The 21,613-nt window shown below is 59.4% G+C and carries 23 protein-coding genes and 2 tRNA genes; 15 read left to right on the top strand and 10 right to left on the bottom strand.

What is annotated here, in order from left to right; all coding sequences use genetic code 11:
* Positions 1 to 22 precede the first annotated feature (22 nt).
* The 5 genes from VOI22_RS12415 to aroA all read right to left on the bottom strand — a co-directional run bounded on the left by VOI22_RS12415 (position 23) and on the right by aroA (position 4,931).
* Complete coding sequence (locus VOI22_RS12415) at positions 23 to 364, bottom strand: LapA family protein (protein WP_323796783.1); 342 nt, start codon at positions 362 to 364, stop codon at positions 23 to 25.
* Between the two features lie 142 nt (positions 365 to 506).
* A complete protein-coding gene (gene ihfB / locus VOI22_RS12410) occupies positions 507 to 788 on the bottom strand; it encodes an integration host factor subunit beta (protein ID WP_028467651.1) in 282 nt (93 codons plus the stop codon).
* 236 nt (positions 789 to 1,024) lie between these two features.
* Complete coding sequence (rpsA, locus tag VOI22_RS12405; RefSeq protein WP_028467652.1) at positions 1,025 to 2,743, bottom strand: 30S ribosomal protein S1; 1,719 nt, start codon at positions 2,741 to 2,743, stop codon at positions 1,025 to 1,027.
* A 227-nt stretch (positions 2,744 to 2,970) separates the two neighbouring features.
* A complete protein-coding gene (cmk, locus tag VOI22_RS12400) occupies positions 2,971 to 3,603 on the bottom strand; it encodes a (d)CMP kinase (RefSeq protein WP_323796782.1) in 633 nt (210 codons plus the stop codon).
* On the bottom strand, positions 3,600 to 4,931 hold the full coding sequence (aroA, locus tag VOI22_RS12395; protein ID WP_323796781.1) for a 3-phosphoshikimate 1-carboxyvinyltransferase: 1,332 nt from the start codon (positions 4,929 to 4,931) through the stop codon (positions 3,600 to 3,602). Before aroA ends, cmk begins: the two co-directional genes overlap by 4 nt.
* Positions 4,932 to 5,152: 221 nt before the next feature.
* Here aroA and VOI22_RS12390 point away from each other — a divergent pair, with 221 nt between their 5' ends.
* The 3 genes from VOI22_RS12390 (at position 5,153) to VOI22_RS12380 (ending at position 6,774) form a co-directional block, all read left to right on the top strand.
* Entirely contained in the window at positions 5,153 to 5,593 is a 441-nt protein-coding gene (locus VOI22_RS12390) for a TIGR02300 family protein (protein ID WP_323796780.1), read from the top strand.
* Positions 5,594 to 5,699: 106 nt separating this feature from the next.
* Positions 5,700 to 5,775 (top strand) — tRNA-Ala (locus tag VOI22_RS12385).
* A 189-nt stretch (positions 5,776 to 5,964) separates the two neighbouring features.
* Positions 5,965 to 6,774, top strand: coding sequence for a hypothetical protein (locus VOI22_RS12380; RefSeq protein WP_323796779.1), 810 nt, complete (start codon positions 5,965 to 5,967; stop codon positions 6,772 to 6,774).
* A 279-nt stretch (positions 6,775 to 7,053) separates the two neighbouring features.
* Here VOI22_RS12380 and VOI22_RS12375 read toward each other — a convergent pair whose 3' ends face one another.
* Both VOI22_RS12375 and VOI22_RS12370 read right to left on the bottom strand, forming a co-directional pair.
* Complete coding sequence (locus VOI22_RS12375; RefSeq protein WP_028467656.1) at positions 7,054 to 7,404, bottom strand: hypothetical protein; 351 nt, start codon at positions 7,402 to 7,404, stop codon at positions 7,054 to 7,056.
* Positions 7,405 to 7,964: 560 nt separating this feature from the next.
* Positions 7,965 to 8,918 (bottom strand): complex I NDUFA9 subunit family protein, encoded by a 954-nt coding sequence (locus VOI22_RS12370; protein ID WP_323796778.1) that lies wholly within the window; start codon positions 8,916 to 8,918, stop codon positions 7,965 to 7,967.
* A gap of 228 nt (positions 8,919 to 9,146) precedes the next feature.
* On the opposite strand from VOI22_RS12370, the gene VOI22_RS12365 reads away from it, so the two are divergent.
* From VOI22_RS12365 to ptsN, 8 genes are all read left to right on the top strand, one after another.
* Positions 9,147 to 9,233 (top strand) — tRNA-Leu (locus tag VOI22_RS12365).
* Positions 9,234 to 9,407: 174 nt separating this feature from the next.
* Positions 9,408 to 10,019 carry a ribonuclease D gene (locus tag VOI22_RS12360; RefSeq protein ID WP_323796777.1) on the top strand — a complete coding sequence of 204 codons (612 nt, stop codon included), beginning with the start codon at positions 9,408 to 9,410 and terminating at the stop codon, positions 10,017 to 10,019.
* A gap of 172 nt (positions 10,020 to 10,191) precedes the next feature.
* The gene (gene lptC, locus VOI22_RS12355; RefSeq protein ID WP_323796776.1) at positions 10,192 to 10,899 is read left to right on the top strand and encodes an LPS export ABC transporter periplasmic protein LptC; all 708 of its coding nucleotides are present in this window, start codon (positions 10,192 to 10,194) and stop codon (positions 10,897 to 10,899) included.
* Complete coding sequence (locus VOI22_RS12350) at positions 10,899 to 11,738, top strand: LptA/OstA family protein (RefSeq protein WP_323796775.1); 840 nt, start codon at positions 10,899 to 10,901, stop codon at positions 11,736 to 11,738. Before lptC ends, VOI22_RS12350 begins: the two co-directional genes overlap by 1 nt.
* 46 nt (positions 11,739 to 11,784) lie before the next feature.
* Positions 11,785 to 12,579 (top strand): LPS export ABC transporter ATP-binding protein, encoded by a 795-nt coding sequence (lptB, locus tag VOI22_RS12345; RefSeq protein WP_323796774.1) that lies wholly within the window; start codon positions 11,785 to 11,787, stop codon positions 12,577 to 12,579.
* Positions 12,580 to 12,590: 11 nt separating this feature from the next.
* Positions 12,591 to 14,174: an RNA polymerase factor sigma-54 gene (rpoN, locus tag VOI22_RS12340; RefSeq protein ID WP_323796773.1), complete on the top strand. Its 1,584-nt coding sequence runs from the start codon at positions 12,591 to 12,593 to the stop codon at positions 14,172 to 14,174.
* A gap of 171 nt (positions 14,175 to 14,345) precedes the next feature.
* Positions 14,346 to 14,924: a ribosome hibernation-promoting factor, HPF/YfiA family gene (hpf, locus tag VOI22_RS12335; protein WP_028467662.1), complete on the top strand. Its 579-nt coding sequence runs from the start codon at positions 14,346 to 14,348 to the stop codon at positions 14,922 to 14,924.
* 97 nt (positions 14,925 to 15,021) lie between these two features.
* Entirely contained in the window at positions 15,022 to 15,486 is a 465-nt protein-coding gene (ptsN, locus tag VOI22_RS12330; RefSeq protein ID WP_028467663.1) for a PTS IIA-like nitrogen regulatory protein PtsN, read from the top strand.
* A gap of 48 nt (positions 15,487 to 15,534) precedes the next feature.
* Here the strand turns inward: ptsN and VOI22_RS12325 are convergent, their stop codons facing one another.
* From VOI22_RS12325 to VOI22_RS12315, 3 genes are all read right to left on the bottom strand, one after another.
* Complete coding sequence (locus VOI22_RS12325; protein WP_036555430.1) at positions 15,535 to 15,750, bottom strand: hypothetical protein; 216 nt, start codon at positions 15,748 to 15,750, stop codon at positions 15,535 to 15,537.
* A 78-nt stretch (positions 15,751 to 15,828) separates the two neighbouring features.
* The gene (locus VOI22_RS12320; RefSeq protein WP_323796772.1) at positions 15,829 to 16,293 is read right to left on the bottom strand and encodes an Hsp20 family protein; all 465 of its coding nucleotides are present in this window, start codon (positions 16,291 to 16,293) and stop codon (positions 15,829 to 15,831) included.
* A 193-nt stretch (positions 16,294 to 16,486) separates the two neighbouring features.
* Complete coding sequence (locus VOI22_RS12315) at positions 16,487 to 17,212, bottom strand: protein phosphatase CheZ (protein WP_323796771.1); 726 nt, start codon at positions 17,210 to 17,212, stop codon at positions 16,487 to 16,489.
* A 358-nt stretch (positions 17,213 to 17,570) separates the two neighbouring features.
* Between VOI22_RS12315 and VOI22_RS12310 the strand changes: the two genes are divergently transcribed.
* From VOI22_RS12310 to VOI22_RS12295, 4 genes are all read left to right on the top strand, one after another.
* Positions 17,571 to 18,518, top strand: a complete 948-nt coding sequence (locus VOI22_RS12310; protein ID WP_323796770.1) for a hypothetical protein — start codon at positions 17,571 to 17,573, stop codon at positions 18,516 to 18,518.
* A 110-nt stretch (positions 18,519 to 18,628) separates the two neighbouring features.
* Positions 18,629 to 20,074: a pentapeptide repeat-containing protein gene (locus VOI22_RS12305; protein ID WP_084608468.1), complete on the top strand. Its 1,446-nt coding sequence runs from the start codon at positions 18,629 to 18,631 to the stop codon at positions 20,072 to 20,074.
* An 11-nt stretch (positions 20,075 to 20,085) separates the two neighbouring features.
* Positions 20,086 to 20,544, top strand: a complete 459-nt coding sequence (locus VOI22_RS12300; RefSeq protein ID WP_323796769.1) for an MmcB family DNA repair protein — start codon at positions 20,086 to 20,088, stop codon at positions 20,542 to 20,544.
* A 356-nt stretch (positions 20,545 to 20,900) separates the two neighbouring features.
* Complete coding sequence (locus VOI22_RS12295; protein ID WP_323796768.1) at positions 20,901 to 21,599, top strand: NUDIX hydrolase; 699 nt, start codon at positions 20,901 to 20,903, stop codon at positions 21,597 to 21,599.
* The last annotated feature ends 14 nt before the right edge of the window (positions 21,600 to 21,613 follow it).

The following is a 21,613-nucleotide window of genomic DNA, read 5'->3' as shown; positions in this document are numbered from 1 at the left end:
GATGTATCGACTTTCCCGGGGATCAGCGTTTTTCCGGAGCCGGCAGGGCTTTCCGGAGATCCTCGACTTCGTGCGCCTTGTGATCGAGGTCCTCTTCCAGCCGGCGCGCCTTGCCTTCGGCCAGGCGCGCCCGGTGACGGGTCGAGCCGCCGCTGATCCAGGTGGCGACGACGCCGAGGATGAAGCCGAACGCCATCGTGCACAGACCGAGAATATAGGCTGGCACCTCGACGATGACCGGTAGAGGCCAGAAGCCGACCTCGACAAGATGACGATTGGAGATCGCGAACAGGACGATGACCAGCGCGACCGGTAGGCCGATCAGCATGCTCATTGTTTTTGCGATGAAGGATCTGCGGGCCATGGCGCTACCGTGATTGCGAAATTGCCATCGAATACAGGCGATCAGATGAATATAGGCGATCAGACAGGCAGATCGAAGCCCCGCGGCGCGGTATCAGAGTGAATTTTCTCAATCGACCAACTGCGGGGCAGTCGGAAAGGCCTTAACCGTCGTTGATCCGGTCGCGCAGTTGCTTGCCGGTTTTGAAGAAGGGCACGAACTTTTCCTGAACCGGGACTGAATCTCCGGTGCGCGGGTTCCGGCCGACGCGGGCATCGCGCTTTTTCACGGAAAATGCGCCGAAACCGCGGAGTTCAACGCGATCGCCACTGGCAAGGGCATCGGAGATCTCGTCGAAGATAGCGGAGACAATCCGCTCTACGTCACGTTGGTAAAGGTGAGGGTTTGCCTCGGCAAGACGCATGATCAACTCAGATTTGGTCATGTTTGCCGCGCTCCCCCAATTGACAGTCCAGCTCACACATGTCGCGCCCGGACTGGACATCGCCACAATAAAACCGAATTTTATCGTGGTTCGTCAAGTGTAAGTCTCTCTTTTGCATAATAAAAACGCACTTCATCAAATCAGAAGTGCGGATTTGTCACGATGAATACGAAAACGGCGCCGCCCAAACAGGGGCGGCGCCGCATTTCCAGAAACAGTCGGACAGAGGCGATGCCTTAGTCCTGCTGTCCTTCTTCTCGCTGCTTCAGGGCTGCGCCCAGAATGTCGCCCAGGCTGGCGCCGCTGTCGGACGAACCGTAGTCGGCCATGGCCTTCTTCTCTTCTTCGACTTCGCGAGCCTTGATCGACAGGGTCAGCTTGCGCGTCTTGTTGTCGATCTGGGTGATCTTGGCATCGACCTTTTCGCCAACCGCGAACCGGTCCGGACGCTGCTCGGAGCGATCCCGGGACAGGTCGGACTTGCGGATGAAGCCGTGCAGGCCTTCACCGACAGCAACCTCGAGACCGTTGTCGGTCAGCGTGGTCACGGTACAGGTGACAACCACACCCTTGCGCAGATCGGATGCACCGGACTCGAAGGGATCCTCGGAGAGCTGCTTGATACCAAGGGAGATACGCTCCTTGTCGGTATCCACGTCAAGGACCTTTGCCTTGACCATGTCGCCCTTCTTGTACTCCTTGATGGCTTCCTCGCCCGACTGCTCCCAGGAGAGGTCGGAGAGGTGAACCATGCCGTCGATCTCGCCGGAGAGGCCAACGAACAGACCGAATTCGGTGATGTTCTTGACTTCGCCTTCGATCTCGGTGCCGGCCGGGTAGCTGGTGACGAAATCGTCCCACGGGTTGGCCATGCACTGCTTGAGACCGAGAGAGATACGCCGCTTGGCCGGATCGACATCGAGGACCATGACCTCGACTTCCTGGCTGGTGGAGACGATCTTGCCCGGATGCACGTTCTTCTTGGTCCAGCTCATTTCGGAGACGTGGACCAGGCCTTCGATGCCCGGCTCGAGTTCGACGAACGCACCGTAGTCGGTGATGTTCGTGACGCGACCGGTGAACTTGGTGCCGACCGGATACTTCAGATCCACACCTTCCCACGGATCCGCCTCGAGCTGCTTCATGCCGAGAGAGATACGCTGGGTTTCCGGGTTGAAGCGGATGACCTGGACCTTGACGGTCGCACCGATCTGCAGGGCTTCACTCGGATGGTTGATGCGGCGCCACGCGATGTCGGTGACATGCAGCAGGCCGTCGACGCCACCGAGATCCACGAACGCGCCGTAGTCGGTGATGTTCTTGACCACACCCTGGAGGACCTGGCCTTCCTGGAGGTTCGCGACCAGCTCGGAGCGAGCTTCGGCGCGGGACTCTTCAAGAACGGCACGGCGGGAAACGACGATGTTGCCCCGGCGACGGTCCATTTTCAGGATCTGGAACGGCTGCGGCGTACCCAGCAGCGGGCCGATGTCGCGGACCGGACGGATGTCGACCTGGCTGCCCGGCAGGAATGCCACGGCGCCGGAGAGATCGACGGTGAAGCCGCCCTTGACCCGACCGAAGATGGTGCCGGTGACGCGTTCGTTGTTTTCGAACCCGGTTTCCAGAACCGCCCAGGCTTCCTCGCGGCGAGCCTTTTCACGGCTGAGCATCGCTTCGCCGTTGCGATCTTCCATACGCTCGACATAAACCTCGACGATGTCGCCGGGCTTCAGTTCCGCTTTCTTGCCCGGGTCGCCGAATTCCCTCAGCGACACACGGCCTTCGGACTTAAGTCCGACGTCGATCAGGGCCGCATCGTTATCTACAGAGATAACGGTACCCTTTACGACGCTGCCTTCGATGCTCGTGACGTCGCCAAACGACTCGTCGAGCAGGGCAGCAAAATTCTCAGTCATTTCCGGTTCTTGGACCGCTCCGGCTGTATCAGCCATGTAAGCTCCTCAATGGATCTTGCCGGAAAACCGAAGTTTGCCGGCATCTGTTCATGGTGGCTGTGCAAATTGGATTTGCGTCCCGCATCGCGGAACCGTTCCACCCGGTCCAGGGTTGGAACGCGGCTGAGCCTGTCAGCCACCGTTGGTTTCCAAAACCGGTCATCGGACCTAATGACCGGCATCTCTCACGTTCCGCAGTTCTCACGTTCCACAGACTGCGGTGATCAGCCCGCGTCTTCAATCACGTCCAGCGCTGCTGTAAAAGCTTCGTCCGGGGTCATCGAAGACGTGTCGATCAGGATCGCATTGTCCGCTTGCTTCATCGGGGCATCGCTCCGACCGGCGTCGCGGGCATCACGTTCACGCATATCCTGCAAAACGCGCGCATATATAGCGGCCTCGCCCCGTTCCTGCAACTCTTTGAATCGCCGTTCGGCCCGGGCTTCCACAGAAGCGGTGACGAAGAGTTTCCGGTCGGCGTCCGGGCAGATCACCGTGCCGATGTCCCGGCCATCCAGTATGGCCCCGCCCGCATTGCCCGGCGGATGCGTGGCGAACTGCCGTTGAAAATCTGTCAGCGCTGCCCGGACTGAGGGGATTGCCGCGACCTTGGAGGCAGCGGCCCCGGCTTCGCCCGTGCGCAGATCGGGGCTTCCCAGCAGGTCGAGATCCAGCGTGCGGGCCGCTTCTGTGGCGGCCTCCGCATTGTCGGGTGCGCCGTTCCGGCGCAGCACCATCACGGCAACAGCGCGATAAAGCGAGCCGGTATCCAGATAGGCATATCCCAGATGATCGGCCAGACGCCGTGCGAGCGTGCCCTTGCCGGCCGCTGCCGGCCCGTCAATGGCGATGATCATGCGACAGCTCCGCTGTTGATCTTCGCACCGGCGCCGCGCATCAGGTCGGCGAAACCGGGGAAGCTGGTGTCGATGGTCCTGGCATCGTCGATGGCGACCGGAGCCTGGGCCCCCATGCCGAGGACGAGGAAGGACATGGCGATCCGGTGGTCGAGATCGGCTGCGATGGTTGCGCCACCAGCCACGCCATTCGAGGAGCCGGTGACGGCTAGCGTATCCTCGCCCTCCTCGACACGGACGCCCGTGGCGGCAAGGCCGCGTGCCATCGCTCCCAGACGGTCACTTTCCTTGACCCGCAACTCGCCGACCCCGCGCATGATGGTGGCGCCCTCGGCGAAGGCGGCGGCGACGGAGAGGATCGGATATTCGTCGATCATGCTCGGCGCGCGTTCCGCCGGAACCTCGATGCCTTTCAGCGCGCTGCTGCGTACCCGGATGTCGCCGATAGGCTCTCCGGCCTCGATACGGCGGTTCGAAATCTCGATATCCGCGCCCATCTCGATCAGCGTTTCGAACACGCCGAAGCGCAGCGGATTGAGGCCGACCGCCGGCAGGGTGATGTCGGAGTCCGGGGTGATCAGTGCGGCCACGGCCGGAAAGGCGGCGGAGGAGGGATCGGCTGGAACGACGATATCGCTTGCCTTGAACTCGGGCTGACCGGTCAGCGTGATGACGCGCCCCTCGCGAAGATCCTCGACCCGCACGTCCGCGCCGAAATGGCGAAACATGGTTTCCGTGTGGTCGCGGGTTTTCTCCGGCTCGATCACTGTGATCTCGCCCGGCGTGTTCAGGCCGGCGAGCAGGATCGCCGATTTCACCTGGGCCGAGGCGACAGGAAGTGTGTAGCGGATGGGCAGCGGGTCAGTGGCGCCTTCGACGCACAGCGGCAGGCGGCCGCCGGCGCGGCCGTGAAAGGCGGCGCCGATCTGGCTCAACGGGGTAATGACGCGGCCCATGGGGCGGCGGCGCAAGGAAGCGTCGCCGGTGAAGACGGCATTGATCGGATGACCGGCGACCAGTCCCATAAGAAGCCGGGCGGCGGTTCCGGAATTGCCGAGGTCGAGCACGTCCTCCGGCTCGTCGAGCGTGCCGATGCCGCGTCCGAAGACTTCCCATGTGCCGTCGTCCAGCCGGTTCACGCTGGCGCCGAGTGCGCGCATGGCGGCGGCCGTCGCGAGCACATCCTCTCCTTCCAGCAGGCCCGAAACCGCGGTCCGGCCGATGGCGAGGCCGCCAAGAATCAGGGAGCGATGGGAAATCGACTTATCGCCCGGCACCTTGAGGGTTCCGGTGAGTGCAGCGCTTTTTGATGAGGTAAGGGATGTCATGGGATTCTCACGGGCTTTTCGCGGACAAAATCGCGTCGGCTTCGGGTTGACCGCAGGCTCTCTATCACAGAGGCTGGCGGCCTGTCTGGGGGAAATAGGCACGATTGGCGGGATTCCGGGGGCTCCGTTGCGCATTTTCACTTTGACAGATGGGCGCATCACAGTTATTCGGCGCCTCTTGCAATAGCGATCCAGAGTCAAGTGACTGTCGGAGGAACGACGTGGCGAAACCGGAATGGGGCATCAAGCGCACCTGCCAATCCTGCGGCGCGCGCTTCTATGACCTGATGAAATCTCCCATCGTCTGCCCAAAATGCGAAACCGAGTACGATCCCGAGGCGGTGCTGAAAAGCCGTCGGGCGCGTCCGGTTCCGGTGGCGGATGTGAAGAAAAAGAAACCAGCCGAGGCTGAGGACGCCGAACTCGAAGAAGAGGACGATGGTGTCGAGGAGCTTGCCTCGGATGAGGACAAGGTCGTCGTCGCAGATGACGCTGATGATGACAGCGATGATGACGATGACGATGACGATGACGGTGAAGACACGTTGATTGCCGATCTCGACGACGATGATGATGATGTTGTTGACGACTCTCTTCTCGATGACGATGACGATGACGACGCTGATGTCGTTGTCGTCAAAAAAGATGACGATGATCTCTGATCACGGGTGTTTTGACGATATCGTTAAAAAGCACTTGATCCATTGGGCTGGGCTCGCTACATAGCGAGCCCACCCGCGCCGGGGCCCAAACCGGCGCATGGTTATCGGGGCCATAGCTCAGCTGGGAGAGCGCTACAATGGCATTGTAGAGGTCAGCGGTTCGATCCCGCTTGGCTCCACCATCGAAGCCCGCAGGGAAACCTGCGGGCTTCGTCCGTTACTGGGTTTGTTTCCGACAGGATGACTGGTGCTTCTGGGGCAGGTCGCACATTCCGACGCGACCGAGCGGCCGGAGAATTCCGGTATTGCCAAGCAGGGATCGATGCGGCTGATTATTAGCGTCGAATCTCACAGAATTATGGTTCTAGCCAATGGATTCCTATTACCACGTGAAGGCCTTTGGCTTGACGCTCAGGGAAATTCTGACGAACACATTCGGTTTGTACAGCGATCGGTTCTTGTTCTACACGCTCGTGCTGGTTTTGCCGGGGATAGCTCTGAACGCAGCGCTTCTCATCGTACGCGAGTTCGGTGGATGGTGGCCGCGTGGTTGGGAAGTTTTGTGGATCGTGGGACTCAAACACTTCGTCTGGAGTCTTAGCATCGCGATCGTTTCCGTTGCCTCTATCAAGCAGCTTCGCTCAGCACGCATTTCGTCATCAGCGGCTGTAAGGGCCGGATCATCGTGCGCCCCTTGGGTCTTCATGGCGACGGCATTGGCTCAGCTCGGAATCACGATAGGATTCCTGCTACTTGTCGTGCCAGGTGTGATGGCGCTTTGTTCCTGGTTCCTCGCAGCGCCGATTGCCGCGATGGAGCGCGTCGGTCCACTCGAGGCAACTGAAAGCAGCGCAGCGATGGTGCGCGGGTACCAGCTCCAGATTTTGGGAGTTATCACGCTTCTCTTCCTGGCGACCGTGCTGTCAGAGACAATGGTCCAGTATGGGTATTGGCTGGTAACCTCATGGTACGATGGTCGGTTTGACGCGCGCTTCCCGTTCACTCTCTGGGAAGCATACCTGTTTCTTGGCCATCAGCCGGGCGTCGCACTGATCTCGGATATACTTACTGTTCCGTTTGCCTGTATTTCGGCTCTCGCTCCGGCATATATCTACGCCGTCCTGACTTCAGCACAGGGGCCCTACGCGAACCGTGACTATGTAGCGCATTATCGGAGATAGGTGTCGGCTTGCATCACGGCGCCCGGAAATAGTTCGGGCTCGAGTCCGCTCTGATCCCGGTCATCCCAGGGCTATGGAGCCAGCGGAGACACGGCTTCCTTTTTTGCCGCGGTGGAAGCAGCGACATAATTTCTGCGCGAAGGTGTCGGGAAATGTCGGTCATCACAGCTTGGGACCTGATCAAATTGGTGCCGAGCAAGCAAGCATCCCAATGGGATCCCGCTTGCCCGGTTATGGGGGCATGCTGGACACTGCGCCGCCGAAGCGGCTCAGTGTTCGTCAGGCTTTTGCCATGACTATTTCGATGCAGGCCAGCGCCAGCGGGCGTGACGGGCTACCTGCGCCAGGCAGTGTGGCCCAGCCGGAATCCATCATTACATCGTCACGCTGGTAGGATTGCGCTTTTTCCAGGTCGGCCAGTATTTTGGCCGCATTAGGGTCTGTCTTGGATCGGGCGACGCAGACTGGGACAAAGGCTTTAACGACTTCTGTTTGCGCCCTGTCGGAAGCAATTTTGTCCGCCTTGCTGCTGGTAATCCAGCCGCCCCAGGTAAAGCCGACTATTGTGATGGCGATAGCACCAAATCCGCAGCCAAGAATGCTCGGCTTAACCCATTCAGGTAATGTCAAAGTGTATACTCCATCTGGCGGCGCCATGGCCGCAGGTTCATATCCGGGTGTCGCGTTTCTTCAGGCAGAATAAGGCGCACTCAGTGAGCGCCGTCTTTCCCAATATGCAATAATTTGAAAATATCGAAGCGCACTGCAGCGTTAATTCTGGTGCTTCGCTTCGTACAAGCAAAATAATTACAGAAGTTGACTTTATACATATAGGCACGACGAGAAATAAAATTACAGGAAAATGCTGAATATTATAAAATAACTATTTAATAACTTTGTCGTCGAGGGCGGTTTTTTGTTTGATGTATGCGTGATTTTTTTTCAAATTTTTGCGGGGGCGACGAGCGGCAAAGCGTTCATGAGAGATGATCTGCGCGGAATGGGCCGATATCGCCCGGCCCATCATGACGGGATGCTGCAACTCTGGGGCTCTGTTGCCGGAGTCGTGGCGACCCGGTGCAGCCCAATCATATCTTCATGGGGAACGTAGAGTCATCGTTGGACGCGGAAACCCCGATGCGGGTTGCCCCGCACCGGCCTCCAGGTCCGGCTACCGATAGCTGACGGTTCTAGGCGGCGCGAAAGCGGTTGTAGCGGCCGCCGGAACGGAACCGGTCGAGATAGGTCGGCAGGATCGCCTCGCAGGCTGTCGGCTTAATACCCAAGTCTGCCAGAGTTGCCGCCCCTTCCGAAACCACATTGTCCGATTTCAGCAAAACCACCTGATCGCGGGTCAGCGGCGGTGTCGGCAACAGTTCGAGGAAGGTTGCCTCAAGGGAGGCAAGCCAGAACGGGATCTGGACCAGTCGGCATTTGCGACCGGTCTGCGCCACCACCAGTTCCATCAGATCCCTGAAGCTGTAGATCGTCGGGCCACCGAGCTCGTAAGTTTGGCCTTCCGCCGCGTCGGACGTCAGCACCGCAAGCGCGGCACGGGCGACATCATCGACATAGACCGGCTGAAACTTCGTCTGACCGCCACCGATAAGCGGCAGGAAGGAAAATGCTTCCGCCATCGTGCCGAAGCGGTTGAAGAAATCATCGTCGGGACCGAATACGATGCTCGGCCGCAGGATGGTCGCTGTCGGGAAGGCGCTCTTCACGGCGGCTTCGCCAGCGGCCTTGCTGCGGGCGTAACGGGATGCCGAATTGGCATCCGCGCCGATGGCGGAGACATGGACGAACTTGGTGACGCCTGCTTTCGCTGCTTCTGTAGCAATCAGGCCCGCGGCGGTGCTCTGCACGGCGTCGAACCGGTTGCGCCCGCTCTCGAACAGGATGCCGCAGAGATTGATGGCCATGTCCGCGCCCTCCAGGGCCGCGGCAATGCCGTCGCCCTTGGTCACGTCGATATGCACCGGGGTCACCTGTCCGACGACACCCTGAACCTTGAGATGCTTGGCCCCCTCGACATCGCGGCAGCCAACGGTCACCCGGGCGCCTTGCTGTGCGAGTTCGCGCACGATGTTACGGCCGATAAAACCGGAGCCGCCAAAAACGGTGACCTTCTTGCCTCGGAACATGGTTGGTGTCCTTTTCAAGCGCGCCATTTCGGTCCCAGCAAAACCGGAGGCGCATTCCATAATCTTACCGCCGCTTATAATATAGCAGAGCGGCCCGGGCGATCAAAAATCCCGACCAACGACATGATGGGCAGGCGGATTGTCATATCGCCGTAAAAAGCCTTTGACAGACGCGTCGCGTGCTGGCATTTACCCGGCCTCACCGGCGGACACCTACCCGCTGGTTGTGCCCAGGTGGCGGAATTGGTAGACGCGCTGGCTTCAGGTGCCAGTGGCCGCAAGGTCGTGGAAGTTCGAGTCTTCTCCTGGGCACCATCTCTCCTAAAGTCGATCTGATACCCGGATGCTTATCCGATCCGGCTTCGACTTGGGCACCGACTCTCCTAAAAGAAATAGCAAAACCGTTGGCGGGTCCCGATATTCTGTCGTAGGACCTGATTTGCGTGTGGCCGTTCAGAGGCCTTGGACCAGATGGAGCAGGAGAGCCCCATGACGATTACGTTGCACAAGGGCGATCTGCCGGATGGCCTCGATCTCGGGCCGGTGGTGGCGATCGACAGCGAGACCATGGGGTTGCGCCCGGAGCGCGACCGGCTCTGCGTGGTCCAGCTTTCCTCAGGCGACGGCAATGCGCATCTTGTTCAGTTCGCCAAGGGCGCTCATGACGCCCCGAACCTGGTCCGGCTGCTGACGGACCCGAATGTCCTGAAGCTGTTCCACTTCGCCCGCTTCGACGTGGCTGTCATGCAGGCCTATCTCGGCGTGGTGACGGCTCCGGTCTATTGCACGAAGATCGCGTCCAAGCTGGTACGCACCTACACGGACCGCCACGGTCTCAAGGATCTTTGCCGGGAGTTGCTCGGCGTCGACATGTCAAAGCAGCAGCAATCCTCGGATTGGGGCGCGGACGAGCTGACCGAGGAGCAGATGACCTATGCGGCATCGGACGTGCTCTATCTGCACAAGTTGCGCGAAGAGCTGGATCGTCGGCTCGTGCGTGAGGGTCGTGATGCGATCGCCGCTGCGAGCTTTGCCTACCTGCCGACCCGCGCTGCGCTTGATCTGATCGGCTATGGCGGCGAGGATATTTTCTCTCATTGATGGCGGAACCATCGGGATTCGTTGACCCTTTGGCGCTCATTCGCCATACTTCCGCCGTATAGACAAGCAATTGTCGGGCCAAAATGTCGCGCATGGTGGTGCCGACCTGAACGGACTGGTGCCGCGTGCGGGAATCCGAAGTGATTCCATGGGATTCACGAAAGAGGATTGGATGGCCGACCATATCGCGGAAAATGTGGGTGGAAACCCCGACGGTCGGCGTTTCATTCCGGACGGCCCGCGCACGCTGAGAGCAGCCCAGTTTCGCGCCAGTCGCCTTGTGGTCTTCATGAAGCTGATCCTGCCGGCATTGGCGCTGGCCATCATCGCGCTCATTGTCAGTTGGCCTCAATTGATCCCTGATCACACGAAATTCCGGCTCGGCGACAAGGTAAAGAATGTCTTTGTCGCGGCGACGGACGGTCTCAGCATGGATCAGCCGCGCTATGTCGGCGTCGATGAGGAGCACCGGCCCTACGAAGTAACGGCCTCCCGCGCGAGCCAGCAGTCCCATGGCGACGATCGGCTCGATCTGGTCAATCCGCAGGCTGACCTTGAGGTCAGCGACGATGAATGGATGGCACTTTCCGCCGCCACCGGGGTCTATGATAAAAAGCAGAAGACGATCGATCTGGCGGGCGGTGTGACGGTATTCCACGATCAGGGCTACACGGTGACGTCCGATACCGCGCAGGTGTTGCTGGATAAGGGCATGGCGAGGAGCGACGATCCGGTAAGCGCCCATGGCCAGAGCGGCATCGCGACCGGAGAGGGCTTCCGGATCTATGATCGGGGCGCACGCGTTGTGTTCACCGGCAAAAGCAAGATCATCTTCTTCCCGGCTCAACTCCAGGGCGGCAAGCCCCAGGGCGTGAATTAATGCACAATCAGTCTTTTCATCGGTATTTCAGCGTTGTTTTTGGTGCCGTGTCCCTTCTCGCCGTAATCCTCTATGGCTCTGCCGGCGCTTATGGCCAATCCCTTCAATCTGCCAACGGCGACGACGCGCCTGTCACTGTCGAGGCGGATGACGGTATTGAATGGATCCGCGAAGACCAGATGTATGTGGCGCGCGGCAATGCCAGGGCCGAGCGGGGCGGGGTGGTTGTCGCCGCCGATACGTTGACCGCGCTTTATCGTGACCAGAGCGGTGCCACGGACATCTATCGGATTGAGGCGATCGGCAATGTGGTGATTACCTCCGAAAAGCAGACCGGATATGGCGAGCGGGCGGTTTATGATCTGGACGAGGCGGTTGCCGTCCTGCTCGGCACCAAGCAGCCGCCCCGGCTGGAAACCGGAACCGAGACCATCACGGCACGCGACAGTCTGGAATATTGGGACAAGCGTCAGATCGCCGTTGCTCGCGGAAATGCGGAGGCGAAGAAGGATGACCGGACGATCCGGGCCGATACACTGATTGCCCGTTTCGAGGAAGATGCCGCGGGTACTCTGGTCGCGAAACGCATGGATGCGGTCGGCAATGTTGTGATCACCACGGCCGAGGAGGTCGCGCGCGGGGACGAAGGCATCTACAATGTTGATTCGGAGACCGCCATCCTTCAGGGAAATGTGCGGATTACCCGGGGAGAGAACCAGCTGAACGGCGAACGGGCCGAAGTGAATCTCAAGACTGGTATCAGCAAATTGCTGGCCGGTCCGGACGGCACACGGCAGCGGGTCAGGGGATTGTTCAATCCGAAGTCGGGCAAGAAATGACCCGGCACGGCAAACGGCACACCGGAAAGCGGGGCATAGGCTAGGGATGAACGATAGTAATATCGGCGAGACGGACAGCTCCTCGGGAACTGGCGATGGCCCGCGCCTTGTCAGCAGCAATCGCGGGCTTGTCGTGCGGAATCTCGGCAAGCGGTATAAATCGCGGCCGGTGCTGCGCGATGTCAGCCTTTCCGTGCAGCGTGGCGAGGCGGTCGGTTTGCTCGGCCCGAACGGCGCCGGCAAGACCACCTGTTTCTATGTCATTACCGGGCTGATCTCAGCGGATTACGGCTCCATCCATCTCGATGGCGCCGATATCTCGGATCTGCCGATGTACCGGCGCTCCCGTCTCGGTATCGGCTACCTGCCCCAGGAGGCCTCGATCTTCCGGGGACTGACGGTCGAGCAGAACATCCGCGCGGTCCTTGAGATCGTCGAGGACAATCCCAGCCAACGTGATGCGTTGCTGGAAGACCTGCTTGCCGAATTCTCGATCAGCCATTTGCGCCGGACCCCATCCATCGCGCTGTCGGGCGGCGAGCGGCGCCGGGTGGAGATTGCCCGCGCCCTGGCATCGCATCCGAACTTCATCCTGCTCGACGAGCCGCTGGCGGGTATCGACCCGATCGCGGTCGGGGAAATTCGCGATCTGATCTCCCATCTCAAGGATCGCGGCATCGGCGTCCTGATCACCGATCACAACGTGCGCGAGACCCTGGATATTGTCGACCGAGCTTTCATCCTGCACGATGGAAAGGTCCTTATGGACGGCGCGCCGGATGAGATCGTGTCCAATCATGACGTCCGCCGGGTTTATCTCGGCGAGCGCTTCAGGCTCTAGGGAGACCGGATTTGGCGCTCTCTGCCAGACTGGACCTCAGGCAGTCCCAGAACCTGGTCATGACGCCGCAGCTGCAGCAGGCGATCAAGCTGCTGCAGTTCAACAACCTTGAGCTGAACGAATTCGTCGAAGCGGAAATCGAACAGAACCCGCTGCTTGAGCGGGATGACGGCGACGGGCCGGCGACGCTTGAAGCGCTCGAGGCGGATAATATTGCGGCCTATGACAAGGCGGTCGAGGGGGAGGGTGCTCCGAGCGATGCAGCCGCCGACAGCGGCTGGGAAGAGGCGCCCGACGGCCCCGATACGATGGACCGGACAAGTGCGGAATCCTTGCCTGCGGGCAACGATGATCCCGGTGATGCGGATTACGACAACAACTGGAGCAGTGCCAGTGTCGAGGAGGCGGACCCGTCCCTGTCGCCGACCCTCGGTAGTTGGGAGAACGCGGGCAGCGGCGGCGGGCGTGGCGGAGAGGATCTGCCGGGCCTGGAAGAGTCCGTCGGCCAGGACAAGACCCTGCGCGAGCATCTTCTTGAACAGATAACACTCGATATCGTGCAGCCGGACGAGCGAATCATCGCCGCCGATCTGCTCGATTCTCTGGACGATGCCGGCTACTACACCGGCGACCTCGAGGACGTGGCGGAGCAGCTTGCCTGTCCCCTCGAAACAGTCGAGGCCGTACTCGGAAAAATGCAGAGCCTGGACCCGCCCGGTATCTTTGCCCGAAACCTTTCGGAATGCCTCGCCTTGCAGCTGAAGGACCGGAACCGGCTCGATCCGGCGATCCAGGCACTGCTCGATAACCTGCCTCTGCTGGCCAAGCGCGACATGCAGGGGCTGCTAAAGATCTGCGGTGTCGATGTCGAGGACATGACCGAGATGGTCGAGGAGATCCGTTCCCTCAACCCGAAGCCGGGTCTCGCCTTCGAGCGGGATACCAGCGAGGCGGTCATCCCGGATGTGCTGGTACGCCCGGCACCGGACGGAACCTGGATTGTGGAGCTTAACCCGGACACCTTGCCGCGCGTGCTGGTGAACAACGCGTATCTGTCGCAGGTCAGCCGGGCGCCGAAACAGAAGTCCGACCGCGAATATCTAAGCGAGTGTCATCAGTCGGCAAACTGGCTTGTGCGCTCGCTGCATCAGCGGGCGACGACGATCCTGAAAGTGGCAGGCGAGATCGTCCGTCAGCAGGATGGCTTCTTCCAGCATGGTATTCAGTATCTCCGGCCGCTTGTGTTGCGGGACATCGCGACGGTGATCGAGATGCATGAAAGCACCGTCAGCCGCGTCACATCGAACAAGTTCATGGCGACACCGCGCGGTATTTATGAGCTTAAGTACTTCTTCACCAGTGCCATCGCATCATCGGCGGGTGGAGATGCCCTTTCCGCGGAGGCGGTTCGGTTCAAAATCAAAAAATTGATCGACGAGGAACCACCAACCAAAGTGCTATCGGATGATCGCATCGTGGAAATACTGAAGGGGCAAGGCGTCGATATCGCACGTCGAACAATCGCAAAGTATCGTGAAGCGATGAAAATTCCCTCGTCGGTTCAGAGGAGGCGCGAAAAATCGATGCGAATTTGATCTAGTTGTCGGGCACTTAGGAATCCGGTAAGTGCAACGCTTGACTCTCCCCTTGGGCGCGAATAAGTTCCGCGCCTTCGTCGGAGAGGCGACGTTCAGGCTGGATTTTTTGGGCTTGCGTGCCTCGAGCCAGACACAGACAGGTCCGATTTCATCGACCGCGAAAGAAGCATGCAATTATCGATTAAAGGCAAGCAGGTCCAGGTCAGCGAGGCACTCAATGAACATATTGAGCGTCTAGTCACTGCGATCTCCGAGAAATACTTTGGCGATCCTCTCGACGGAAGCGTGACCGTTTCCAAGGAGGGGAGCGATTTCCGTACCGATATCGCTGTCCATGTCGGGCGCGAGATGTTCGTGCGCGGCCAGGGTATTGCGGCGGATGCTTATGCGTCCGCGGACAAGGCCGGCGAGCATATCGACAAACGCCTGCGCCGGTTCAAACGCCGCGTCCGCGATCATCATCGCGGGGAGGCTGGCGTAAAAGTTGCAGCGCAGCAGTATGTCCTCGCAGCGGACCAAGCCGCTACGGAACCCGTGGTCGAGGATGAGTGGCAGCCGGTGGTTGTCGCGGAAATGACGACCTCGATCGAAGATCTCTCGGTTGAAGAAGCCGTGATGCGTCTCGAGCTCGGGGAACTACAGGTCGTGATGTTCCGGAACAGGGCACACGGTGAATTGAATGTGATTTTCCGTCGCAGTGACGGAAATATCGGTTGGATCGATCCGAAGGGGCTGGCTCAGGGATGAGCTTGTCCCTTTGTGGACCGGCACGGCGTCCAGGCTGCTCCCTCGATGGAGAAAGCCTGCGCGGTGCCAGATATGAAACGAGAGCAGGGTAGACCCGATGGAAATCGCGGACATCCTAATTCCGGAGGGAGTTCTCCCTCATCTGAAGGTCACCTCGAAGAAGCAGGCACTGCAGGAGCTTTCCCGCCGTGCTGCCGACGTGACCGGACTTGAGCAGAGAGAAATCTTTGACGTGCTGCTGGAGCGTGAGCGCCTGGGCACGACCGGCATGGGCAATGGCATTGCGATACCGCATGGCAAGCTGCCATCGCTTGATCGTCTCTATGGGATCTTTGCGCGCGCCGACCGTGCCGTCGAGTTCGATGCGATCGACGACAAGCCGGTGGACGTCATTTTCCTGCTGCTTGCGCCTGAATCCGCCGGTGCGGATCATTTGAAGGCCCTGGCCCGGGTCTCCCGCCTTCTGCGCGACAAGGGGATCTGCGAGAAGATCCGCGGCGCGGACAGTGTCGATGCGATCTATGCGCTTCTGACTGAAGCGACTGCCAGCAACGCGGCCTGACGCCTCCGTTACACTTTATTTTTTGAATGGTTCAAGCGTGTCCGCATCCTATTGGATGCGGGCCGCCTGCATTTCGTTCTCGGCGATCAGAGAGACAGCGGCCTCCCAGCTCGGCGCGTCGGCGACCAGCTTTCCATCCGCGGTGCGGATTTCGAAATTCTCTTCACCATCACTGGTCACCGGCTTAACAAAAGCGATATCGAACAGCCCGAGCGCGGCAAAGTCCCGCGTATTCAGCTGGCGCACGCTGTTAGATCCGTTCATTTCGGTTCCCATTTACATCTCCGATTCCGGACAATGTCCTGTTGACGTCCTGATTGCTAATCCGCAAGTCGACGGACGTTAGTCAGCCCGCTCGACATCGAGCTTTGTGCTTGTGTTCGATGCCGCCGGCTTCTTGCCGGCATTGATCTCGATCGTCTGAACCTTCACCTCGGGCATCGGGCGGCGGAGATCGATGTGGAGAAGGCCGTTGTCGAGGTCTGCGGATTGAACCTCGATACCCTCTGCCAGAACAAACGTGCGCAGGAACTGGCGCGCGGCAATACCGCGATGCAGGTAAATCCTGTCGTCTTCCTCGATCTGCCGGCCGCGAATGACCAGCTGATTGTCCTCGATCTGCACGCTGAGTTCGTCGGAGCCGAAACCGGCTACGGCAAGCGTGATGCGGAGGCCGTCACTGGAGGTTTGCTCGATATTGTAGGGCGGGTAACCGTCGGCCGTGGACTTCGATATCCGGTCGAGCGTCCGCTCAAAATGGTCGAATCCGAGCAGGAGCGGAGAATTGAAAACTGACATACGTGACATGGGACCAACCCCTCATGGCATGAGCGAGACGATCTTCGAGCCCGCGTCGCGGCACTCAGGGCGCGCATCCTCATTGATCACGCGCCTACTTCATGTAGGTGATCCTCGGGCCGGGATCAAGATCCGGCTCCTTCGTCCCGTGTTTCCCGGTGAATTTACCCTGACACGCGGCACAGGCCGTTTGCGGGAAACCCTAGTCGAAAAGGGCGTCGATATCGTCCTGGCTGAGGCCCGGGGCCCCGAGTGCGGGTCCATTGAGAAGGCCTGCTTCCTCCTCTGACACGCCGTCACCGGTTCTGGATTCGTCCTCGGGGATCGGCAGATCCTTGAATGCTTCAAGGCCGCCCCAGATGTCGATCATGGCCAGGATCCGGCTCTCGATGAAGCGCAGTGTCTTCACCACCTGATTGATCCGCTGGCCGGTCAGGTCCTGGAAGCTGCAGGCTTCGATGATCGAAATGAGCTGATTGGATGCCTGATCGATCAGTTGCTGGACTTCCGGATCGTCGAGCGTGAAGCCGTGAATCTGCTTCAGCGTGCCTTCAATGGCGTCGACCGATTCCATGATCTCGTTGGTCGCGGTTTCCGTCGTCTGCACGATCGTGTCCAGCTGCAGGGAAGCTGTCTGCATCTGGTCTTCCGCTGACATCGGGTGTTTGATCGCTGCGATCTGGGTCTTGGCCTTACCGATCGAGCGGACCATCTGCGCGATTTCGATTCGCAGATCGTGGTCGATCGGGTTTGCTTCCTGATGCGCCCCGGTTTCCTGGGTTTCGTGGGTCTCTTCAGGCTCGGGCAGCCGCTCGGGAGCCGTCACACCCATTCCGATGGCCTTGCGAATCTCGGAAAGCTCGGTTCTCAAGCTCGAAATTTCGGCGAGAAGGGCTTCTTCGAACGCGCTGGAAGAGAAAGATGGCATGATGTCCTTCGCAGTGGTTGGCGATTGGACCGGATATCCGCGTTCTTGAGCGCGGCGCTCCACCGAGAAAACTCTTCCCTTAGCATCACCCACGGCGCGACCTCAGCACTTGTTAGACTTCAGGGCGCGCCCGATTTTTACTCTGTGCGACGCCACTCCAATTAGACTACACCATAACCTCAGCGTTCCTAATTTTCCGTTAATCAATTTTGTCTATCAAAGTTCTGTTGATGGCATACGTTGGATTAGATTGATAATGATGTTAGCAATTCGTTCAGTCTTCTGGCGTATGACGGCATTATGAGACAGGGCGACCGGCCCTTTACATGTGATCTGGGCCCTGTGATCTGGAGCGAAAATGACCGCTGCTGAAGAAGAAGGCGCGCTGGACCCGTCCACGCACTTCGCTTTCGAGCATAAGATTTTCAAGGTTAACGGCGCGCATTTCAAGCTGACCGGCCAGGACCGGATTCCGGCTTTGCGCGTGAAAGTCGGCGATCTTGAAGCGTCGGTCCCGCTTGAATCCCTGTGTACGGAGTTTGGTATCGAGGAGGATTCCCAGGACGGGAAACTGCTTGTCACGGTCCGTAAGGGGCTGAATTTCGTCAAGGATATCCGGCCTGGCGATACTATACCGCGCGAGTTGCTTGACGGTTCGGCCAGTTGGTCAATTGAAGAAAAGCATCTCGAGCGCGCGAAGAACCGCCTGATGGCGCAGATTGCCAAATGGGTCTCCGGCGAAAATGTCTCCATGGAGGAGTCGGATATTCAGGCTGAGCTGGCAAAGCCAGAGACCAAAGCACGCATCCAGAACGGCGTTGCCGACATTGCTGAAAAGCTGGGCCTCGGCAAGGAGCGTAAACAGGAAGTGCTCGACCTGGTGGACCGGGTCGCGCGTGAGCTCGCCTATATTGAAGCCCTGCGCGACCGCTTTGCCCATGCGAGCGCGATCCAAACGAAACTGGTCCAGGTGATTGCCCTGCATCGCGGTGACAGACAGTTCATCAGTGAGGTGCAGCGCGTGCGCACCCTGATGGAGCCGCCGATCCGCGATTTCAGCTTCATCTTCGATCAGGTCGATGCCCAGACCGGTGAAATCCTCACGGTGCTGAGAAGTTATGACAAGACGATCAACTTCATTCGTGAAATGCGGGACGAGTTGCACAAGAAGATCATGATCTGGGATGAGGTGATTGAGACCTGGGAGATTGACCTTTCGACGCGCTCCAAGGGCATTCGTGAGGCAGTTCAGTCAACTTATAGGTTTGTGGCGTATAATTTTCCGCAAGCCCAGGATTGGATGTAGCGTCTCTTCCGTCACTATTGTTTTGCAATCCACGCTCAAAACACAATTTACTGAAAGATACGCATTCAGGCTTCGTGCCGATGCACAGAGTTGGAGAGTAGGCGCGCTTCTTGCCGGGACAAGACCCTGACAACGATCAAGACCCTGACATCGATGCGGTGACGGGCATCCCGTCCGAAGTCGCTTGGGCGGCATCGGAAAAACGTTTGGATCTCGGCGCTTCCGCGACCGGCGACCTTCCCCTGAGGAAAATCTCTGTTCCGGAGCTCGAAGATATCATCGAGCGTCACGGCATGTTTCTGCGAGGCCAGAGCGGTGGCGGGCGCGCCAACTTGCCGGGCTACGATCTGAAATATATGGATCTTGCCGGCAAGGACCTGCGCGGTGCCGAGTTGTCCGGCTCCTCATTGCGAAACGCCAATATCGAGGGGGCAAACCTTCAGACGGCGAATCTCTTCGCGTGCGACATGCGTGAAGCCATCCTGAAGGGCGCTGATCTTTCCCGTGCCGACCTCCGGGGCGCCTGCTTGCGCGGGGCAGATCTCTGCGATGTATTGCTCATGGAGGCGGATCTCCGGGACGGAGTTCTGCTGAAGCCGGACCGGAAGGGTAATCTCGTCGCGGTGACCTACAATACCGTCGATGCGGATCTGGCTGTCGCCAACGCGACCCGCGCGGATATGAGCAGGGCCCGCCTTTCCAACGCCTTCATCGTGCAGACCGACCTGACGGACGCGAAGTTGCGCAACACACGCTTCGTTCGCGCAGATCTCAGTCACTCCAACCTGACAGGGGCTGACCTTGAAGGAGCGGACCTGACAGAGGCAGTGCTGACCGGCGCGATCCTGAACGGAGCCATCCTCTACAATGTGGTCTTCAGCGGCACGGACCTGACGGACGCGGATCTTGCCGGAGCGGTGTTCTCCAACATGAACCCGGGTGACCCGCAGTTCCGCCTGGCGCGGATGCCGAAGCTGCTGGATACCCTCGGTCCGGAAATGGCGGATATCATGGTCCGCCATGACGTCTGGATCAAAAGTAACGGCAAGGAAGGCGAGCGGGCCAATCTTGCGCGCCGGGACATCAGCCGTCAGAGCCTCAGCCGTCTTAACCTGGCGGCGGCGAATATGGAATGCTGCGTCCTGACGGGATGCGATCTCTCCGGCATCAATCTGCTGATGGCGGACATGGCGCTGGCCGATCTGCGGACAGCGGATCTGTCCAATGCGGATTTGCGCGGAGCCACCATGCGCCGCGCCAACCTGATGGAAGCGCAGCTTGTTGGCGTACAGGCAAGCCCGGTGCAGATTGTCGGGGCGAAAACGCAACATTGGCCTGCGCATTTCGATCGGGCCCGGTTCGACAAAGCTGTGCTGCGCGGCGGTGATTTCCATCAGGCGGAGATGAGTGGCGCTGTTTTCACCGGTGCCGATCTGCGGGACTGTGATCTGCGGGGGGCAGTGCTCCGCGATGCAGAATTCGATGGCGCGGACCTGCGTGGTGCGGACCTCTCCGGAGCGGATACGCGCGGGGCGACCAATCTCGTTCTGGACTGATGGCTGCGGGCATGCTGATCCGGCCCGAAATAACGCTCCAGGTTACCCGCGGGGTTACGCGCCTGTTTTCCAATCTCGACTGGTGTCATGTGACCGAGATGCCGTTGCGGTCCGGGCGTCGGGTTGACGTCATGGCGCTGGATGCCTCCGGAGGCATCGCGATTGTCGAGGTTAAGTCAGATCAGGCCGACTATCATGCAGACGGGAAATGGCACGAGTACCTTGATTTCTGCGACCGGTTTTATTTCGCCGTAACGCCGGATTTCCCGCGCCAGATCCTGCCGGACGATCCGCGTTGCGGGCTGATTCTGGCGGATCAATATGACGCTGTGATTGTCCGGGATGCGGAGCTGACGAAATTGAATGCCGCGCGTCGCAAGTCCCTTACCTTGAAGCTGGCGAGAACGGCCGCAAGACGCCTTTCCGTATTGATGGATGCCTCTCGGGCGGACGGGGGAGTGTCCGCGTAAGGAAAGCATTACTCGTGATGTTTGGGCATTAATGGAGGTTGTTTTGCGCAACCCATGAATTTTGCGCAATTGTGCATTGCAATATATGCGAATCTTGCATGGCTCTTCGCGACCTATATTCGGTTTGTGCATTCGTTCACCTTCGAAAGGAACACGAACATGAACCAGTTCAGCATCACCCAGACCCTCCTGACCTGTGCCGGCATTCTCAGCCTGCTTGGTTCCGTCGCTTATTACGGTGCGATGAACAACATCTAACACCTGCTCTTTCGGAAGGGCGCGCGATCGGGGTTGGAGGTCTTGCTCCAACCGGCCTAGACTGGGCGGTATCAATTACGCTTGGTTTATGAGTTCTCATGAGACGCGCCCCGCCGAAATCCCTCCCCAGCCTTGCCGAGCCTGGACAGAAGCCTGTACGCCCGAAGGATTCAGGCAGCCTGATTGTGCTCCAGCGTCAGGGTGATGGCCTCAATGTCCTGATGGGACGGCGGGCCAAGAAGGCCGTCTTCGGCGGTGTCTACGTCTTTCCGGGCGGCAAGGTCGATGCTGCGGACCGCTCTGTCGGTTTCGCCAGCGATCTCGCACCCGATGTCCTCACCCGCATATCCAAAGACCAGCGCCGCGCGCGGGGATTCTCCGTGGCGGCGGTTCGGGAAACGTTCGAGGAAACCGGCCTGTTGCTGGCGGGGCCAGCGGATGTCGGCGCGACCAAGCACGAGACCTGGACGGGTTTTGCCGAGCGCGGCATTGCACCGGATCTTGGCAAGCTCGGCTATGTTGGCCATGCGATCACGCCCGCGAAGCGCAAGGCGCGCTTCAATGCCCGGTTCTTCTTCGCCTGGGCCGATGATATGACGGGCGATATCGGCGGCAGCGGTGAGCTGAGCGACCTCGATTTTTTCCCTCTGGCTGAAGCCCTGAAGCTTCCCCTGGTGGACGTGACCGAGTTCATGTTGCTGGAGGTGCAGCGCCGATATGCGGAAAACCTGGCGCCGCGGGAAAAATATCCATTCTTCAGCTACAGAACTGACGCGCCGTATATCCGATACAGCTGAGAAGCCGGCCTGCC

It is taken from the genome of Nisaea sp. (assembly GCF_034670185.1).
Taxonomy (GTDB): domain Bacteria; phylum Pseudomonadota; class Alphaproteobacteria; order Thalassobaculales; family Thalassobaculaceae; genus Nisaea.
This window is presented reverse-complemented; position numbering and strand designations above follow the sequence as displayed.

What these genes read in the sequence shown, in the direction of transcription:
- VOI22_RS12380 (WP_323796779.1), top strand. Translation starts at nt 5,965, where the DNA reads ATGGATTCCTATTACCACGTGAAGGCCTTTGGCTTGACGCTCAGGGAA.
- VOI22_RS12415 (WP_323796783.1), bottom strand. Translation starts at nt 364, where the DNA reads ATGGCCCGCAGATCCTTCATCGCAAAAACAATGAGCATGCTGATCGGC.
- VOI22_RS12360 (WP_323796777.1), top strand. Translation starts at nt 9,408, where the DNA reads ATGACGATTACGTTGCACAAGGGCGATCTGCCGGATGGCCTCGATCTC.
- rpsA (WP_028467652.1), bottom strand. Translation starts at nt 2,743, where the DNA reads ATGGCTGATACAGCCGGAGCGGTCCAAGAACCGGAAATGACTGAGAAT.
- VOI22_RS12310 (WP_323796770.1), top strand. Translation starts at nt 17,571, where the DNA reads ATGACCGCTGCTGAAGAAGAAGGCGCGCTGGACCCGTCCACGCACTTC.
- hpf (WP_028467662.1), top strand. Translation starts at nt 14,346, where the DNA reads ATGCAATTATCGATTAAAGGCAAGCAGGTCCAGGTCAGCGAGGCACTC.
- cmk (WP_323796782.1), bottom strand. Translation starts at nt 3,603, where the DNA reads ATGATCATCGCCATTGACGGGCCGGCAGCGGCCGGCAAGGGCACGCTC.
- lptB (WP_323796774.1), top strand. Translation starts at nt 11,785, where the DNA reads ATGAACGATAGTAATATCGGCGAGACGGACAGCTCCTCGGGAACTGGC.
- ihfB (WP_028467651.1), bottom strand. Translation starts at nt 788, where the DNA reads ATGACCAAATCTGAGTTGATCATGCGTCTTGCCGAGGCAAACCCTCAC.
- VOI22_RS12350 (WP_323796775.1), top strand. Translation starts at nt 10,899, where the DNA reads ATGCACAATCAGTCTTTTCATCGGTATTTCAGCGTTGTTTTTGGTGCC.
- ptsN (WP_028467663.1), top strand. Translation starts at nt 15,022, where the DNA reads ATGGAAATCGCGGACATCCTAATTCCGGAGGGAGTTCTCCCTCATCTG.
- VOI22_RS12295 (WP_323796768.1), top strand. Translation starts at nt 20,901, where the DNA reads ATGAGACGCGCCCCGCCGAAATCCCTCCCCAGCCTTGCCGAGCCTGGA.
- VOI22_RS12315 (WP_323796771.1), bottom strand. Translation starts at nt 17,212, where the DNA reads ATGCCATCTTTCTCTTCCAGCGCGTTCGAAGAAGCCCTTCTCGCCGAA.
- aroA (WP_323796781.1), bottom strand. Translation starts at nt 4,931, where the DNA reads ATGACATCCCTTACCTCATCAAAAAGCGCTGCACTCACCGGAACCCTC.
- lptC (WP_323796776.1), top strand. Translation starts at nt 10,192, where the DNA reads ATGGCCGACCATATCGCGGAAAATGTGGGTGGAAACCCCGACGGTCGG.
- VOI22_RS12300 (WP_323796769.1), top strand. Translation starts at nt 20,086, where the DNA reads ATGCTGATCCGGCCCGAAATAACGCTCCAGGTTACCCGCGGGGTTACG.
- VOI22_RS12320 (WP_323796772.1), bottom strand. Translation starts at nt 16,293, where the DNA reads ATGTCACGTATGTCAGTTTTCAATTCTCCGCTCCTGCTCGGATTCGAC.
- VOI22_RS12325 (WP_036555430.1), bottom strand. Translation starts at nt 15,750, where the DNA reads ATGAACGGATCTAACAGCGTGCGCCAGCTGAATACGCGGGACTTTGCC.
- VOI22_RS12370 (WP_323796778.1), bottom strand. Translation starts at nt 8,918, where the DNA reads ATGTTCCGAGGCAAGAAGGTCACCGTTTTTGGCGGCTCCGGTTTTATC.